Source organism: Micromonospora sp. NPDC006766, assembly GCF_040636055.1.
Taxonomy (GTDB): domain Bacteria; phylum Actinomycetota; class Actinomycetes; order Mycobacteriales; family Micromonosporaceae; genus Micromonospora.
This window is the reverse complement of record NZ_JBEYIX010000018.1, coordinates 24,149-38,346: the sequence shown is the minus strand read 5'-3', so window position 1 is coordinate 38,346 and position 14,198 is coordinate 24,149. Positions and strand designations below refer to the sequence as shown.

The 14,198-nt window shown below is 68.8% G+C and carries 13 protein-coding genes; 7 read left to right on the top strand and 6 right to left on the bottom strand.

All coding sequences use genetic code 11. The features are described from left to right. Positions 1 to 172: 172 nt before the first annotated feature. The 5 genes from ABZ671_RS17365 to ABZ671_RS17345 all read left to right on the top strand — a co-directional run bounded on the left by ABZ671_RS17365 (position 173) and on the right by ABZ671_RS17345 (position 6,003). On the top strand, positions 173 to 1,645 hold the full coding sequence (locus tag ABZ671_RS17365; RefSeq protein ID WP_357858431.1) for an FAD-dependent oxidoreductase: 1,473 nt from the start codon (positions 173 to 175) through the stop codon (positions 1,643 to 1,645). After that, complete coding sequence (locus ABZ671_RS17360) at positions 1,642 to 2,925, top strand: hypothetical protein (RefSeq protein WP_357858428.1); 1,284 nt, start codon at positions 1,642 to 1,644, stop codon at positions 2,923 to 2,925. The genes ABZ671_RS17365 and ABZ671_RS17360 overlap by 4 nt, the downstream gene beginning before the upstream one ends. Beyond that, positions 2,922 to 3,800 carry a class I SAM-dependent methyltransferase gene (locus ABZ671_RS17355; RefSeq protein WP_357858424.1) on the top strand — a complete coding sequence of 293 codons (879 nt, stop codon included), beginning with the start codon at positions 2,922 to 2,924 and terminating at the stop codon, positions 3,798 to 3,800. Before ABZ671_RS17360 ends, ABZ671_RS17355 begins: the two co-directional genes overlap by 4 nt. Continuing rightward, complete coding sequence (locus tag ABZ671_RS17350) at positions 3,797 to 4,408, top strand: GTP cyclohydrolase II (RefSeq protein WP_357858421.1); 612 nt, start codon at positions 3,797 to 3,799, stop codon at positions 4,406 to 4,408. Before ABZ671_RS17355 ends, ABZ671_RS17350 begins: the two co-directional genes overlap by 4 nt. Before the next feature lie 203 nt (positions 4,409 to 4,611). Next, positions 4,612 to 6,003: a UDP-glucose/GDP-mannose dehydrogenase family protein gene (locus tag ABZ671_RS17345; protein ID WP_357858418.1), complete on the top strand. Its 1,392-nt coding sequence runs from the start codon at positions 4,612 to 4,614 to the stop codon at positions 6,001 to 6,003. 549 nt (positions 6,004 to 6,552) lie between these two features. Here the strand turns inward: ABZ671_RS17345 and ABZ671_RS17340 are convergent. The 5 genes from ABZ671_RS17340 to ABZ671_RS17320 form a co-directional block, all read right to left on the bottom strand. After that, entirely contained in the window at positions 6,553 to 8,796 is a 2,244-nt protein-coding gene (locus ABZ671_RS17340) for a lantibiotic dehydratase family protein (protein ID WP_357858415.1), read from the bottom strand. A gap of 83 nt (positions 8,797 to 8,879) precedes the next feature. Next, positions 8,880 to 9,029, bottom strand: a complete 150-nt coding sequence (locus ABZ671_RS17335; RefSeq protein ID WP_357858412.1) for an FxLD family lanthipeptide — start codon at positions 9,027 to 9,029, stop codon at positions 8,880 to 8,882. A 133-nt stretch (positions 9,030 to 9,162) separates the two neighbouring features. Continuing rightward, positions 9,163 to 9,474 carry a hypothetical protein gene (locus ABZ671_RS17330; protein WP_357858409.1) on the bottom strand — a complete coding sequence of 104 codons (312 nt, stop codon included), beginning with the start codon at positions 9,472 to 9,474 and terminating at the stop codon, positions 9,163 to 9,165. An 11-nt stretch (positions 9,475 to 9,485) separates the two neighbouring features. After that, positions 9,486 to 9,731, bottom strand: coding sequence for a hypothetical protein (locus ABZ671_RS17325; RefSeq protein WP_357858406.1), 246 nt, complete (start codon positions 9,729 to 9,731; stop codon positions 9,486 to 9,488). After that, the gene (locus ABZ671_RS17320; RefSeq protein ID WP_357858403.1) at positions 9,728 to 9,892 is read right to left on the bottom strand and encodes a hypothetical protein; all 165 of its coding nucleotides are present in this window, start codon (positions 9,890 to 9,892) and stop codon (positions 9,728 to 9,730) included. Before ABZ671_RS17320 ends, ABZ671_RS17325 begins: the two co-directional genes overlap by 4 nt. A 366-nt stretch (positions 9,893 to 10,258) precedes the next feature. On the opposite strand from ABZ671_RS17320, the gene ABZ671_RS17315 reads away from it, so the two are divergent. Further along, positions 10,259 to 12,061: a prolyl oligopeptidase family serine peptidase gene (locus tag ABZ671_RS17315; protein ID WP_357858400.1), complete on the top strand. Its 1,803-nt coding sequence runs from the start codon at positions 10,259 to 10,261 to the stop codon at positions 12,059 to 12,061. 4 nt (positions 12,062 to 12,065) lie between these two features. On the opposite strand, the gene ABZ671_RS17310 is transcribed toward ABZ671_RS17315, so the two are convergent. Next, positions 12,066 to 13,454 (bottom strand): helix-turn-helix transcriptional regulator, encoded by a 1,389-nt coding sequence (locus ABZ671_RS17310; protein WP_357858397.1) that lies wholly within the window; start codon positions 13,452 to 13,454, stop codon positions 12,066 to 12,068. Positions 13,455 to 13,964: 510 nt separating this feature from the next. On the opposite strand from ABZ671_RS17310, the gene ABZ671_RS17305 reads away from it, so the two are divergent. After that, positions 13,965 to 14,117: a hypothetical protein gene (locus tag ABZ671_RS17305; RefSeq protein ID WP_357858394.1), complete on the top strand. Its 153-nt coding sequence runs from the start codon at positions 13,965 to 13,967 to the stop codon at positions 14,115 to 14,117. The last annotated feature ends 81 nt before the right edge of the window (positions 14,118 to 14,198 follow it).

The following is a 14,198-nucleotide window of genomic DNA, read 5'->3' as shown; positions in this document are numbered from 1 at the left end:
ACAGTAGCGGCCCGATTACTGGCGGAAAAGGAAACGCACCATCCGCACCATGTTCCGCGCGAACCGCACCGATGGCACCGCGTCGATCTCTGCCCCAGACGCTCGACAGCGTTGACAGTCGATGAGCGGGTGCGGCCGGACATCGAGCTGCCGTGCCTGGTCCGGTGGCTTCATGCCTGCTCGCGGAAGGATCGCCATGTTCGTCGATGTTGTTGTCGTCGGTGCCGGCCCGGGTGGTCTGGCCTGCGCCCACACGGTCGCGCGCCAGGCCCCGGGCCGGCGGGTGCTGCTGCTGGAGGCCGGGCGGGGGTTGCGGAATCGGCCGTGCCCGGTCGACCGAGGGCTGCGCTGCACGGGGTGCGCCGGGATCTGCAACGTGATCAGCGGCTTCGGTGGCTGTGTGCACTACGGCGACGGGGTGAAGTTGAGCCTGCTGCCGTCCGGCCGCCGCCTCATCGATCACTTCGGCGAGGACCGCGCCGGCGAGTTGTGCGAGCGCGCGTTCCAGTTCCTGACCGCGCCACTGCCGGAGCAGCCGGTGCTGCACGGCACGAGGCTTGGCGCGCCGGTGATCGAGGCGTTCGCCGGTAACGGCCTGGCCATCCGGGAGTACCCGGTCGCGGTCTTGGGGGAGACGCAGGTCCGGGACATGCTCACGGCGCTGCATGGCTTCCGCGACGACGCTCTGACCGTGTGGGAGAAGTCGGAACTGCTCGCCGCTGCCCTCAACGGGGACCGCCTGACGGTGACGGTGGCGACGCACGGTGGCCCCGTCACGGTCGAGACAGCGCATCTGGTGCTGGCCACGGGCCGGCACGGGGTGACCAGCACCCAGAACCTCCTGACGGCGTTCGGGGTGCAGACGATCGCGCCGGACATGTCGCTCGGCGTGCGTCTCGAAACGAGGGCCGAGGTGCTGGCCGAGATCGGCGTCGAGCACCCCGATCTGAAGATCACCCAGCTGGAGCAGGTGGACCGGAAGACAAAAACGTTCTGTTTCTGTGGCGGCCCGAACGGTGGCCGGATCAAGTTCACCAACTACCAGAGCTCGTTCGGGCGCGAGGTGATCACTCTCGACGGGCACGAAACCACCGAACGCGTCCCGGGCGCACGGCCGCTGGCGGCCAACTTCGGCCTGTTGTGCCAGCTCGCCCGACCCGGCACCAGCGCCGAAGTCCGCGCCGAGATCCTGTCCGACTACTGGCGGCTCAGCACGGGCCGGCCGGTCGCGCAGAGCCTGCGCGCGTTCATGGCCAAGACGGCCGAGCCGCGGAGCTGGCCGGAGTTGGCTGCGGCGGTGACGTTCGAGCCGTCCGTCAAGGACTTGAGTACCGGACGGCTTGACAGCTTGTTCACCGGCTCCGAGCACGCCAGCCTGATCGAAAGCTTCCGCCGCGTCATGGGTTCGATCCTGAACCACGCCGGCGCTGGCATGTCCGTGGATGATCTTGCCGACGACGTGCTCGTGATCGGGCCGGAGGTCGAGTTCCTGTGGGACCGGGTCCCGGTTGACGAGGACTGTAAGGTGCCGGGCCTGCCGATCTTCGTGGTCGGTGATGCCGCCGGGATCGCCCAAGGCATCGTGCAGGCCGCCATGATGGGCGTTGCCGCCGGCGACGCCATCGCGAACGGCAAGCCGGCATGACCGCCGCCACGACCCGCCGCCCGGTCGCGGACCGGTTCGGGCCGCTCTACCCAGCGTCCGCGATGACGTTGCCGGTCATCCCCAGCCTCCCGATGCCGCGACTGGCCGCACCGCCACCGGACGTACGTAACCTCAGCCCGCACTACCGCGACCACTACGGCCCCAACATTCTGCGCGAATACCCGGCCGGAAACTCCGGGGACCGGATCGCCGTCATCGACAAGGCGTTCCCGCACAGCGTCTACGACATGATGCTGCTCGCCACGCTCGGCGACGACAGAGTCATCGCGTCATCGGTCGGTGATGTCCCCAAGGCCATGCTGACGGCGCTGCTCACCTTCTGCGGGCAGTTCGTCCGCTACATCCACGCCTCCTCGACCCGGCGCCGCTTCGGTCTCGACGGGGCGCAGCTGATGATCGGCACGAACTACGACCCGTCCACGACCGACCGAGACAACGGGCAGTGGTGGGACAAGCGGATGCACTGGCACCTCAACTGCTGGCCCGCCACCGCCTACCGCGACACCTCGATCGTGCCGCTCAGCGAGGTGCACGACGTGAACCGGCGACGGGCGTTGGTCGACCCCATCGCGCACCTCGCCGCGCAGGTCATGGGTGACGCGTACCGTACGCAGGCGCTGCCCGCCGGCTGCCGGCTGGCCGGGGACACGGAACTGTCTGGTGGCCCGGTCGGATTCAAGATCGCCCTTCCGGACTGGGACTTCCTGTCCGATCCCGCCTGCGCGCGGCTTCTCGTTGATCTCCACGACGTGGCCGCAGGCGCGTACGGGCAGCTGCGGGAGTGCTTCACCGGTAGCCCGGCGGCGTCACCGCCGTGGACCCGGCCAGAGCTGCTGCCGCCCGATCAGGTCACGGCGAACCTCAACGAACTCGCCTGGCTGTCCGAACCCAGCCGGCGAGGCCTGGCCATGCTGAGGTCGTTGCTACGGGACGTCACCGCCAACGAGATGGACCTGATGCGGGCCGACATGGACCTCGCAAACCGTTGCCTGACCTTGGCCGGCTTGGACTACCACCTCGGATTCTGGTCCCCACCGCAACTGGGCAGCTGGCGCGGCCATCCGCCGGTGTACCTCGTGATGCAGTTCAAGCTGCTCAGCGCCATCGGCAGCAGCCCCGCGATCGGAGGCGGCGTCGCCTCGATCCTCGACCGCTTCCGCGGCCCGATCATGTCGGCGCAGCAGACCCGCCTGCGCCGACAGTTCCAGGACGGCTTCCTCGCGGTGCTGGAACGCGACGCGCCGGAGGCGGCAGCGTGACCAGCCGTACGCCCGACGCGGCCGTGGGGGAGGGCATCACCCCGGAGATCCTCGCCTTCTACGCCCACGGGGCCGAGCAGGCACGCCTGAGCGACCCGCGCCGCCACATCGAGTACCTGCGCACCCGCGACATCCTGACCCGTCACCTTCCCCCAGCGGGCACGGTCGCCGACGTCGGCGGCGGACCCGGCGCGTACGCGCTTGGCCTGGCCGCGGACGGCTACGGCGTCCACCTCGTGGACCCCGTCCCCCTGCATCTGGAGCAAGCCGCTACCACTTCCGCCCACGCCGAGGCGCCGTTGGCGTCGATCCTGCACGGGGACGCGCGTCGGGTGCCGCTCGGCTCCGGCAGTTGCGACGCCGTTCTTCTGCTCGGCCCGCTGTATCACCTCACCAGCGCCGCCGACCGCGTCCGCGCCTGGGCCGAGGCGCACCGCGTGCTCGTCCCGGGCGGCGTGGTCGCCGCCGCGGCGACGTCCCGCTTCTACACCACCTGGGAATACCTGGCCAAGAACCTCTACGACGACCCGGATGTGGAGGCGATCCTGGCCCGGCATCTGCGCGACGGGCAACACCGCAACCCGACCGGTGACCGACGGCTGTTCACCACCGGCTACTTCCACACCCCGGACGACCTCGCCGCAGAAGCCACCACCGCCGGCCTGCGCCCGCACGCCCTTCTCGCGGTCGAAGGCGCCGCGAAACTGCTGCCCGACCTCGCCGACCGCCTCCGCGACCCACACCGCCGTGACCTGCTCCTGCGCGCGATCCGCCGCATCGAGGCAGAACCCTCACTGCTCGGCATGTCCGAACACATCCTGCTCATCGCCCACAAGCCCACACTCGACAGCACCGCCACAGAGGAGACGACATGAACACCACCGTCCGGCTCGCCGGCTGCGACCTCCCCACCGCACACGGACACTTCCAACTGCACGTCTTCGGCCCTCAGGCCGGGCCTGAAGAAGTCCTCGCCGCCGTCCACCGCCCCCACCCCGCCGACCAGCGGATCCCGCTGGTACGGATGCACAGCGCCTGCGCCACCGGTGACCTGCTCGGATCACTCAAATGCGACTGCGGCCCTCAGCTGGCCACATCCCTGCACATGATCGGCACATCCGACTACGGGATCCTGCTCTACCTGCTGCGCCACGAAGGCCGCGGCATCGGCCTCGCCGCCAAGATCCGCGCCTACACCCTCATGGACCAGGGATACGACACCGTCGCCGCGAATGCCGCCGTCGGCGCCCCCGCCGAAGCCCGCGACTACCGGCCCGCCGCCGACGCGCTGACCTGGCTCGACGTCACCGCCGTCCACCTCGCCACCAACAATCCCCACAAGATTTCCGCCCTGCGCACCGCCGGGATCGCCGTCGACCGCGTCCCACTCTCCGGTTTCGTCACCCCCGCAAACCGCGACTATCTCCACCAGAAGGACACCCTGCTCGGGCACCTGAACAGCAGCGGACCCGCCGCTTCCTGACCCGTATGTCCGGCTGAGACACGGCCCGCCGATTGCCCCCGGTATGTATCATTCCGGCGTGCAGCAGGCGGGGTCCGGCTACACGCCGGACGACCACCGCAGTAGAACGGTGGCGCCCGTTGACGTCGCTGAGCAGCGGCACCACTGACATCCCGAACCGGATCACCACAGTCGGTATGGCTGACGGGAAGAGGAAACGCTCAATGAAGGTCTGCGTTGTCGGCACCGGATACGTCGGTCTCACCACCAGTGTCAGCCTGGCCTACCTGGGCCACGACACCACCTGCATCGACCTCGACCAGCAGAAGATCGACATCCTCCGCGCCGGCCACTGCCCGATCTACGAGCCGCACCTGGAAGCGCTCCTCGAACAAGCGCTCTCCCACCTGACCTTCACCACCGACTACGCCGTCGGCGTACCCGACGCCAACGTCGTGTTCATCGCCGTGCAGACCCCGCAACTGGACAACGGCAACCCCGACCTGCAGTACCTACGATCCGCCGCCGAAAGCGTCGCCCAGCACCTTCGCGGCGACTTCACCGTCGTGGTCAACAAGAGCACCGTCCCGATCGGCTCCGGCAACTGGGTCGACGCGATCCTGCGCGAAGCGTACGAACGCCACCACGGCCACCGTCCCGACGGGCAATTCGCGGTCGCGTCGAACCCCGAGTTCCTCCGCGAGGGCACCGCGCTCGCCGACACCCTGTACCCGGACCGGATCGTCATCGGCTCCGATAGCCAAGACAGCCTGGACGTCCTTAACCAGCTCTACCGCCCCATCCTCAACCAGTCTTTCAACCCGCCCACCATGCTGCCCCGCCCTGCCGGCGTTGGCGCCGTGCCGCTGGTCTCCACCGACCTGGCCTCAGCCGAGCTGATCAAATACGCGGCTAACGCCTTCCTCGCCCTCAAGATCAGCTACATCAACGAGATCGCCGCCATCGCCGGCAAGGTCGGCGCCGACATCCGCGAAGTCGCCCGTGGCACCGGCCTCGACGCCCGCATCGGCCCCCGCTTCCTGAACCCCGGCATCGGCTGGGGCGGATCCTGCTTCGGCAAGGACACCGCAGCGCTCATCGCCACCGCCGGCGAGTACCACCTCGCCATGCCGATCGTCACCGCCGCCCGCGACGTCAACCACCGCCAGCGCACCAAGGTCGTCGACCGGCTCCTCGACGAACTCCACATCATCAAAGGCCGAAAGATCGGCATCCTCGGCCTCGCGTTCAAACCGGACACCGACGACCTGCGCGACTCGCCGGCCATCGATATCGCGAACCTGCTCCTCCAACGCGGCGCCCGAATCACCCTGCACGACCCCGTCGCCGCCGACCGTTTTCGTCGCGAACAACCCGCCCTGGCCGAGCACCTCGCCGACCGCGTCGAAGACGTGTTCGATGACGCCGACGCCATCGTGGTCGCCACCGAATGGTCGCACTACCGTGACCTCGACTGGGCCAAGTTCGCCCCCACGATGCGCTCACCGCTCGTCCTCGACGGACGACACTGCCTCAACGCCGACAGGCTCACCGAACTCGGCTACCGATACCTGACAATGACCGCGCCTGCCATCCCCCCGCGCTCCCATCTCTAGATGACGCACGGACGGGCCGCCGACCCAAATTCGTAGCGGCCGGCCGACTCTCACGGTGCTGACGAGGTCGGCCTCGCAGCTGGATTCGCCCTGGCAGACAGGGGCCGAGGACGCGGGCCAGCGCGGGTGCGCCGTGGAAGGGATGGCTGTGGGCGCCTGCCGTTACCAGGTGCCTGGTAGCGGCGGTGAGCCAGTGATGGGCGCGTTGCCACGGTCTTAGCCCCGCCGCTGCCAGCTCCACGCGCAGCAGCGCGATCCCGAGTACGCCGAGGGCGAGCGACTGCCGCTACCACGGTTGGTGGACGGGCAGACCGGCGGCGTCGGAATCGGCGACCAAGTCGGCGACCGCGACGGCCAGATGGTGGTCCTCGTACGCGGGGCTCATGACCGGCTCCGGGCCGAAGAAGCCTGGGGCAGGTGCTGGGCGAGCAGGAGGTCCTGGCGGCGGATGTCCCCGTACAGCTTCGCGAGCAGGATCCGCGAGGCGGCCGGACTCTGCCCCCGGTCGCGCCCGATGACGCGGGCCGGGGTCGGCGCGGGCAGGGGCGGTCAGGGCAGCGGCGCGGTGGCGCGCAGCGCGACGATGACCTCGTGTGGGCGGCCGCCGCACCACCCGAGATCCTCCGGAGTGGGCGCTTCCACGAGGACCGCGCGGGGCGCGGTGAACAGGTGGCTGCGCAGCAGGACCCGGTGTGCCGACTCATCGAGGTCCAAGGGCAGCCGCCGGTCGGCTTCGACCAGGTGCACCAGGCGCGGCAACCGCAGGCGAGCCCGCCATACGTCGAAGTCCTCGTCCCAGGAGGACCAGGGCTGGTCACGGTCGGGCAGCTCGGCGGCTTCCAGTCGCCAGGTCGCCGGGGCCAGGATCGCCCGCCCGTACCGCACCCGGGGCAGGAAGGGCAGCTTGGTCCGGGCGGTGGCGCCCCAGTCGAAGGCCGTGACCTGAGCGCACTGGGCCCGCCCGACCTCCATGATGAACCGGGCCAGCGGCGGGGTGTGGGTTCGCAGGTTCAGCGCGTGCATGCCGACCGCCTCGATCCGGCGGCCGCGGTCCGGCACCGCGAGGTACATGCGTCGGTCGTCGCACCCCACCGCCAGGTCGTCGACGGTGAGCACCGACCGGCGTGGCCACCGGTGCTCGGCGAGGCTGATGACCGTCGGCAGCACCTGAACGGCGCGCGCGACGTGCGCGGTCGCGGGATCCAGCGGCGGGAACGACACCTGGGCGGGCACGGTGTGCCGGTCTCCGGCGGGCAGGTCGCTCAAGCCGGCGGCCAGCCCTGCCGCGTCCCTCGGTCTCAGCACGCTGAGGAACCTGCCCGTGAGCTTCCCAGCCGTCGGGGAGACAGAGGTGACTTCGATCGTGAACTTGCCGCGCGCCAGGTCCTTCTCGTCGGAGGCCTGCACGCGTACGCACGTCTCCAGGTGCGGAGGTAGGCGCAGCCGCTGCGGGCCCAGCTCCAGTTGCCCGATCAGTGTTTCGTCGAGGACGACCTCGCTGGCGCCGTCCAGTGCTGCTCGCTGCGCCACGCCGAGCAGCACCTCGTCACGCCGGGACATCGGCGAACGAGGATCCGTGGCCGGGCTGCCCGGGTAGCCGTCCGGCAGGCCGATGCCGCTGTCTGGGTCGATGACCTCCCGCAACGGCGCCAGCGAGCCGATCCCGTAGCGCTCATAGAAGCGCTGGTGGTAGGCCCGCCACGCGCCGGTGCCGTATGGGTATGCGCTCAATCGCGTCAGCACCAGCGCGGCGCGTTCGACCTCTCTCGCCACTTGATCGGGGAGTGCCACGGAGGCGTCCAGTCGGAGATCCATCGCGAGCGGCTCGTGTTCGGAGAGGGCGAGGCCGCGCATCCGAAACGCCACCAGTCCCCGGGTCGCTGCGGCGTCGTCCTGCTGCGACGTGTTATGGCGCTGCAGCCCGGCGTGGATCTCCTGGAGAGCGGTGACGATGCCAGCGACGGGCGTACCCGTTCCAGCGCCGAAATCCTCGAGCTGGCGCACCAGGTGTCCCAGCGCGTCCGGCTCTGTGCTGGGAGCGTGCAGGCCCGTGATGAGAGCGCCGTGCGCGATCAACTCGGTGAGCATCGCCATAACGACTGCCGCAGACGCCTGCGGAAACGCCCCGCGGAGCTGGGCGGCAAGGACTTCCACCCGAATCGGGCTACGGGCCGCCTTGATGGCGGCACGTACCGGCGCGGTATGGCGCAGGGAAACGTCCACCGCTCTCAGCCGCCCGTCGGGCCGCGGTTGCGGCTTATAGGGGACGACCAGCCGGTCATCGCGGACCGTCATCGTGCTGTTCGCGACCACCGGAAGTCGGGACAGCAGCTCCGGGCACCCTTCGAGATGGGCGATCACGTCGTTGAGCCAGGCGGAACCAGCCCGGGCGATTGCCCGATGAGACGAGCCCCACCGGGTGGGTGCGCGTGACCCGAACACGGCGAGTGCCACGCCGTCGAGGAGCCCGAGCGGCGTGGGATGGCCGAGCAGACGCTGCGCGTACCGGGCGATGGCGTGGACCGTTTGCCGCGCCTCGCGTACGGAAGATGGTTCCCCCGCGCAGAGCCGGCCGACCTGCTGCGCGAGCACCGGGCTGGAGAGCGTGACCGCCTCGGCCACGGCTTCGATGGCCCAGACCTGTCGTAGCCAGGTGATCCAGGATGGCACGAGGTCAGGGCGGGGGTCGGTCAAATCTGGCCACGGGGGCAGCTCGATCGCCGGATGGGCGACGGCCCGGACAAGCGCCGCGTCCATCGACCGATAGGCGGGGGAGTCTCCGGAACGGCTCACGTGATTACCTCGGCGAGACAGGGGCTACCGGCCGGTGCTGGGCGCTCGCGGGTGCCGGCCGGCGGCCTTGCGGAGCCCGTTGATCAGGCGACGTTTGTGGTGCAGGCGCTGCCGCAGCCGTCGTCGGTCAGGTTGACCAGGCTGGCGACGTCCGCCACCTCCAGCAGGCTGACGTCGAGGTCGAACTCGTCGTCGGTGCCCGTCGCGCTCAGCTCCAGGGTGTCGTTTGCCATGTGCGCCTCCTTCTCGAAGTTCTGCGGGCCGACCTGGCCTGCGATGAAGCTCGGCGTCCGCGTCTTTGGGACGGTCGCCGCTACCGCCGATTCAACTGGAGATCGAGGTGCCGATGGCTCGGCGGGTTGGCTGCTACTGCCGGCGGATGACCACCGTGTCGTCGCAGGCGGAGGCGGTCGCCGGTTGCGCCAGTTGAAGGGACGGCACGGGCTGACGATTGCGAACGGGTGCTCTGCCGGCCGAGGGAGCCGCCCTTGGGTAGGTGGCGATGACTCGCGCAGCCCAGGAGTAGTACTCGCAGGGGAACGGTTTGAGTTGGTAGAAGTAGACGTAACAGCCGAGACAGAAGCCGTTGTCATCCCGATGGATGTCCAGAACCATGCGCGCGGTCGCATGGAAGTCGCTGTCCGAGGGCGCCTGCTGGGCGTACTGGCTCTCGTTCATGCCAACGGCCTTCATAGCGAGGCTCTCTTCTCGGAGTCACCGACCTCGCCATCGATCCAGGACAGCTCGGCACCGTGGATGAGCTCGCAATGTTCGGCTCTGCTGCATACGGCGACCGCCTGGCCGTCGAGCCCGACGGAGACGGCGGATCCGTTGGGCAGCTCGATACCCCAGGCGACCACTGCCGGGCTGTCATCGCCGTCGCTATATCTCAGCAAGGCGAACCGGCGCGGGACCGTCAACTGCTCTCCGGTCATGAGCCGATCCCGTAAGGCGTCGGTGCACAGCGCGGGTGAACTGCCGCCGGTGGAAACGGCTGTTGGCGGATGAGGCCGTAGGCGATCGGGTCACGGAAGCGCAGCCGTCCTGCCAGCTCGTGGCGGCAGTCGTAGCGCGTCAGCTCCTTCTGCAATTGCATCGCACCCTTCCACGAAGCCGATGTTCTCGGTGACTGGAACGTCAATTACTGAACAATCAGTGAATGGCTTGCACTGCCGAAATGGTCGCTCGTGCTAATTGGCCGAGTCGATACCGGAAATGCGGACAGCGGGGATTGTCCGCATCGAAGTCGTCGTCGTTGAGGTGCTGGTGCGACGGGCAGTGGGGACAGGACGCCCAGCGGCGAGGCGCGGTAGGTTCGGACGTAGAGTCGGCTGTGTCCGAGGAGCACTCGCACTGGCGGGCGGAAGCCGCCGAGGCCGCTGCGCCAACGCTGCGGAGGTCGGATGAGGCGGACGGCTGCCGTTCGGGCTGCGGCACGCAGTTCCTACTCGAGGAGGGGCCCGTGAGGCTGGCGGATAGCGTCGCCGCTGTCTCGGTGGCGGACGCTGTCCGAGCGTCCGTCAGCTATGACCAGCTTCGCGCCTGCGATGGGTCGCTCTATTGGTTGGAGGCTCGCCCCGACGCTGGCGGGGCCGCGACAGTAACGCGCTGGCGGCGCGGCGAGGGTACGCGAGACGTCAGCCCTGCGGGTTTCAACGTCACCAGCGGCATTCACGCGTACGGTGGTGGATCTTTCGCTGTTGCCGGGGGAACCTTGTGGTGCGTCGGCGACGATGGCCTTTACCGGAGCCGTCGCCATGGCGATGAGCTCGAGTTGATCCTGCCGGCATCCCTCGGAGATCTGACCGTCGGTGACGGTGAGCTGCTAGCGGTGCGGGAGTCTGAGCACGGCGATGAGTTGATTGCGGTGCCACTCACGGGTTCACCGCAGCCGCGAACCCTCCTCGCGAGCAGCGGCTTCCTCGGTGCGCCTCGACCGGGCCCAGGATCACTGGCCTGGTGCGCCTGGAATGAACGCGACATGCCCTGGGACGCGTGTGAAGTGTGGGTTGCCACCTATTCGCCGCGCGGGCACGCCGGGAATCCGGTGAAGGTCGCCGGAGGCCCGGATGAGTCGGCGGTGGAGCCGCGGTGGGGGCCTGATGGGGCCTTGTACTTCATGTCGGACCGCACCGGCTGGTGGAACCTGTTCCGGTGGGATGGCCATAAGGTCGAAGCGGTGGCAGCTATCGCGGGGGAATGCGCCGCAGAGCCGTGGGAGCTGGGTTACGCGTCGTACGACTTCCTTGACGACGGACGGATCGTCGTGGCGGTGCAGGAGGGGCCGCGACACCGCCTCGTCATCATCAGCCCGGGCGGCGCCGTTCGTTCCGTCGGCCTTCCGTACACGTCGATCAAGCCCTACCTGGTCGCTCAGGGGACGAGGGTGGCGTTGATCGGGGCGTCGCCGACCGCGGCGCCGCAGGTCGCGTTGGTTGACCTGGTCGATGGCGAGCCGCGGGTGGAGGTGGTCGCGAGGGCCGAGCACGCCGAACTCTCCGGGGCTCAGGTGTCCACGCCGACGGAACTGCGGGTTCAGGCCATGCGCGGCCGCGACGTCGTGGCCCTGGTATATCCGCCTGCAGGCCCGACGGCGGACTGGCAGGCACCCGTGATCGTTCGGGCTCATCCTGGGCCCACCGCCTCCTGCCTGCTGCGCCTGGACTGGCAGGCGCAGTTCTTTACGAGTCGTGGGTTCGCAGTCGTGGATGTCGACTACCTGGGCAGCACCGGGTACGGCCGGGTCTTCCGGGAGTCGCTGTACGGCCGGTGGGGCCTGGACGACGTCCATGACTGCGCGGCAGTGGCGGAACACTTGCTGGCGACAGGACGAGCCGTGCCGGGGCAGATCTTCATTCGCGGTGCCAGCGCCGGCGGATACACGGCGCTGCACGCCGTGGCGCAGACCGGTCCGTTCGCCGCCGCCACTGCCGTCTCAGCGATCGTAGATCCTGATCGGTGGGCGGAAACCGTGCCTCGGTTCCAGCGCGCGCACGCTCTGCGGCTGCGGGGCGGCGCTGGGCGGGTTCGGGCCTCCGGCGTCCAGCGACCTGTGCTGTTCATCCACGGCACCGCCGATGACGTGGCCGTGGTAGAGGATGTTCGGGAACTTGCCGACCAGCTAACGGCCCGCAACGCTCCCCACAGGCTGCTCCTTCTTCCCGATGTCGGCCACTACGTGGCGACGTCCGCTCGGGCAGGTGCGGCGCTGGAGGCGGAACTAGCCCACTACCGCAAGGTGATGGCGGCCGGAGCGACCAGTTGAGGGATCACAAGGTCGCTAGCGGTAGCTGATGGCGCACGTACTCGCCGAACTCACGAACCTCCGGTTCACACCGGTAGGGCTCAAGGTCGGCCTGTACCTCGACGATGCGCTGCAAGCAGCGGTGCGAGGCGGTCTTCGCGGCGTGGTCCACCGCCTCGCGAGCAGTGAAACAGGCTTCGTCGATGCGTCCGGCGGCAGCCAGTGACGACGCGAGTAGTGCGGTGTCGATGGCGAGTCGCCGGACGTGTGTGGGACTCAGCGTGGCGAGGGCGTCGCCCAGATGCCGTTGGGTCTGCTGCGGCCTACCCAGGTCGTGGAAGCAGTGGGCGATCTCGTCCGCCAGGTACGCCGGGGTGAAGTATCGGATCCAAACTGGCTCGTCCTCCGTGTTGCTGCGGTTCAACTGCCCGTCGGCGATGTCGAGGTGGGTCAGGCAATCGCTTTCTCGACCGAGGCGGGCGTGTGCCCGCGCTACCACGGCATGTAACGCGGCAGTTACGGCTGGCGTCGCCTGAATCTCACTTCCTCTGACCGCCGTGAGCGCCATTCGCAGCGACGCCTCGGGATGACCGCAGTGCAGCGCGAGGTGGCCGACGTTCACGGCGAGCAGATAGCTGCCGTAGAGGCGGTCGTCGGCCGACTGCGTCAGCTGCAGCGCACGTAGGTACCGGCGCTGGGCAAGACCGTGGGCGCCGGTGTCGACTGCCTGGTATCCGCACAGCTCGAAGAAGCCCGCCGCCAGCGTGTTTAGCTGCTGGCCGATCGCTTCCGAGGCGGGCGTGTTTGCCAGCAGGCGGTTCAGCTCGCTTTCGACGTACCGTTGTACCTGGTCGTGGACTCGTCCCGCTCCGTGCGTGTGGTCCAACTGTCGGAACATCGCCAGAGCGGTCTCAGCGGAGAAGAGATCCTCTTCGGAGACCTGATCGGGCGAATTGGGTTGTCTGGTTATGGGCAGTCGCGGACCGGCGGGAGCGTTCAGCCAGTCCAGTGCCGCACGATCGAGGACGCCTGGCTGGAACGGCACCCGCTTGACCATGTCCGCCAAGCCCGGTGTCTCGGCCGAAGAGGTGGGCGACAAGCTGATGCTTCCGGCGTGGCTCGTTGGTGAGGCAGCCGCGGGCACGCGCTCGCTGTTTCGCGTCTGTTCGAGCAGCGGCAGCAGCCGCATCAAGGCACCGTCGGTCGCCAGCGCCTTGTCGCAGGCCTCGACGAACTCCTGCGAGGGGAAGCGGTCCGCTGTCTCGACGCGACGCACCAGGTCAGCACTGAAGCGGATCATGGCGCCGAGCCGCGCCTGCGAGAGGTTGGCCTGCTCCCGCAGGCGCCGCAGTTCAGCACCGAAGAAGTGGCGCTCGGACAACGACGGCTGGAGCGCCCGCGGGGTCTGACCCATGACACCGCCTCCTCGGGCTGGCCCATAGCAACGGTAACGGCAGCGTGGACAGCGCGCACGCATAGGGTCACTCGCGGTTCGAAAGAGCGCAAGCAGGAGCGATCAGCACGGCGTGGTGAAAGACGGCATGACGTTGGGCCGCAGCATGCGGACAATCGCGCTGTCCGCATGCCCAGCATTCAATCGGACGAGTCGGAGGCAGCAGTTGACGCTGCCGCATCGCAGTGCTGCCGCCCGAGGCCGCCGCCGAGCTTAAGCGATGACCTGGGCGCGCCGCGATCTCGCCGTGGACTTGTCAACGGCGGCCGAAAGACTTCTTCACGCATCAACGACACGCGTGGCTGTCGGCCACGGCCATTGCAGGTGGAAAAGCTACGGCCGCAGGTCACCGACGACCCCGCAGCGATTCAGTTGCGGGACCAGCTCCGCCCGCAGCGCCCCGGCCGGGCGGCAGAGTTTCGTACGTCGCGTCCGTGGCTAAATCGCACACATACGGTCGGAGGGGCGGACGTGCTGCTGCGCGGCGGGCCCGGTGACGGCCAGGTGGTGCCCGGCGGTGGGGAAACCGTCGTGTGGCGGGCCTGCCTGTACGAGATCACACCTGTCAACGGTCAGGATCTTTCACTGGCCGCCGACGACCGAGGCCCGTGTTCGTTTCGGTGACCTCGACCGGGACGTGTCACGACGTCGCCGGATCATGGGCAGCGTCGATGTAGAGCGGGTGCGCTGGTACGCAGCGGACTG

Excerpts from the sequence above, each read along its gene's own strand:
- ABZ671_RS17325 (WP_357858406.1), bottom strand. The coding sequence starts at position 9,731 with ATGACCGGAGAGCAGTTGACGGTCCCGCGCCGGTTCGCCTTGCTGAGA.
- ABZ671_RS17360 (WP_357858428.1), top strand. The coding sequence starts at position 1,642 with ATGACCGCCGCCACGACCCGCCGCCCGGTCGCGGACCGGTTCGGGCCG.
- ABZ671_RS17320 (WP_357858403.1), bottom strand. The coding sequence starts at position 9,892 with ATGCAATTGCAGAAGGAGCTGACGCGCTACGACTGCCGCCACGAGCTG.
- ABZ671_RS17335 (WP_357858412.1), bottom strand. The coding sequence starts at position 9,029 with ATGGCAAACGACACCCTGGAGCTGAGCGCGACGGGCACCGACGACGAG.
- ABZ671_RS17310 (WP_357858397.1), bottom strand. The coding sequence starts at position 13,454 with ATGGGTCAGACCCCGCGGGCGCTCCAGCCGTCGTTGTCCGAGCGCCAC.
- ABZ671_RS17350 (WP_357858421.1), top strand. The coding sequence starts at position 3,797 with ATGAACACCACCGTCCGGCTCGCCGGCTGCGACCTCCCCACCGCACAC.
- ABZ671_RS17365 (WP_357858431.1), top strand. The coding sequence starts at position 173 with ATGCCTGCTCGCGGAAGGATCGCCATGTTCGTCGATGTTGTTGTCGTC.
- ABZ671_RS17330 (WP_357858409.1), bottom strand. The coding sequence starts at position 9,474 with ATGAACGAGAGCCAGTACGCCCAGCAGGCGCCCTCGGACAGCGACTTC.
- ABZ671_RS17345 (WP_357858418.1), top strand. The coding sequence starts at position 4,612 with ATGAAGGTCTGCGTTGTCGGCACCGGATACGTCGGTCTCACCACCAGT.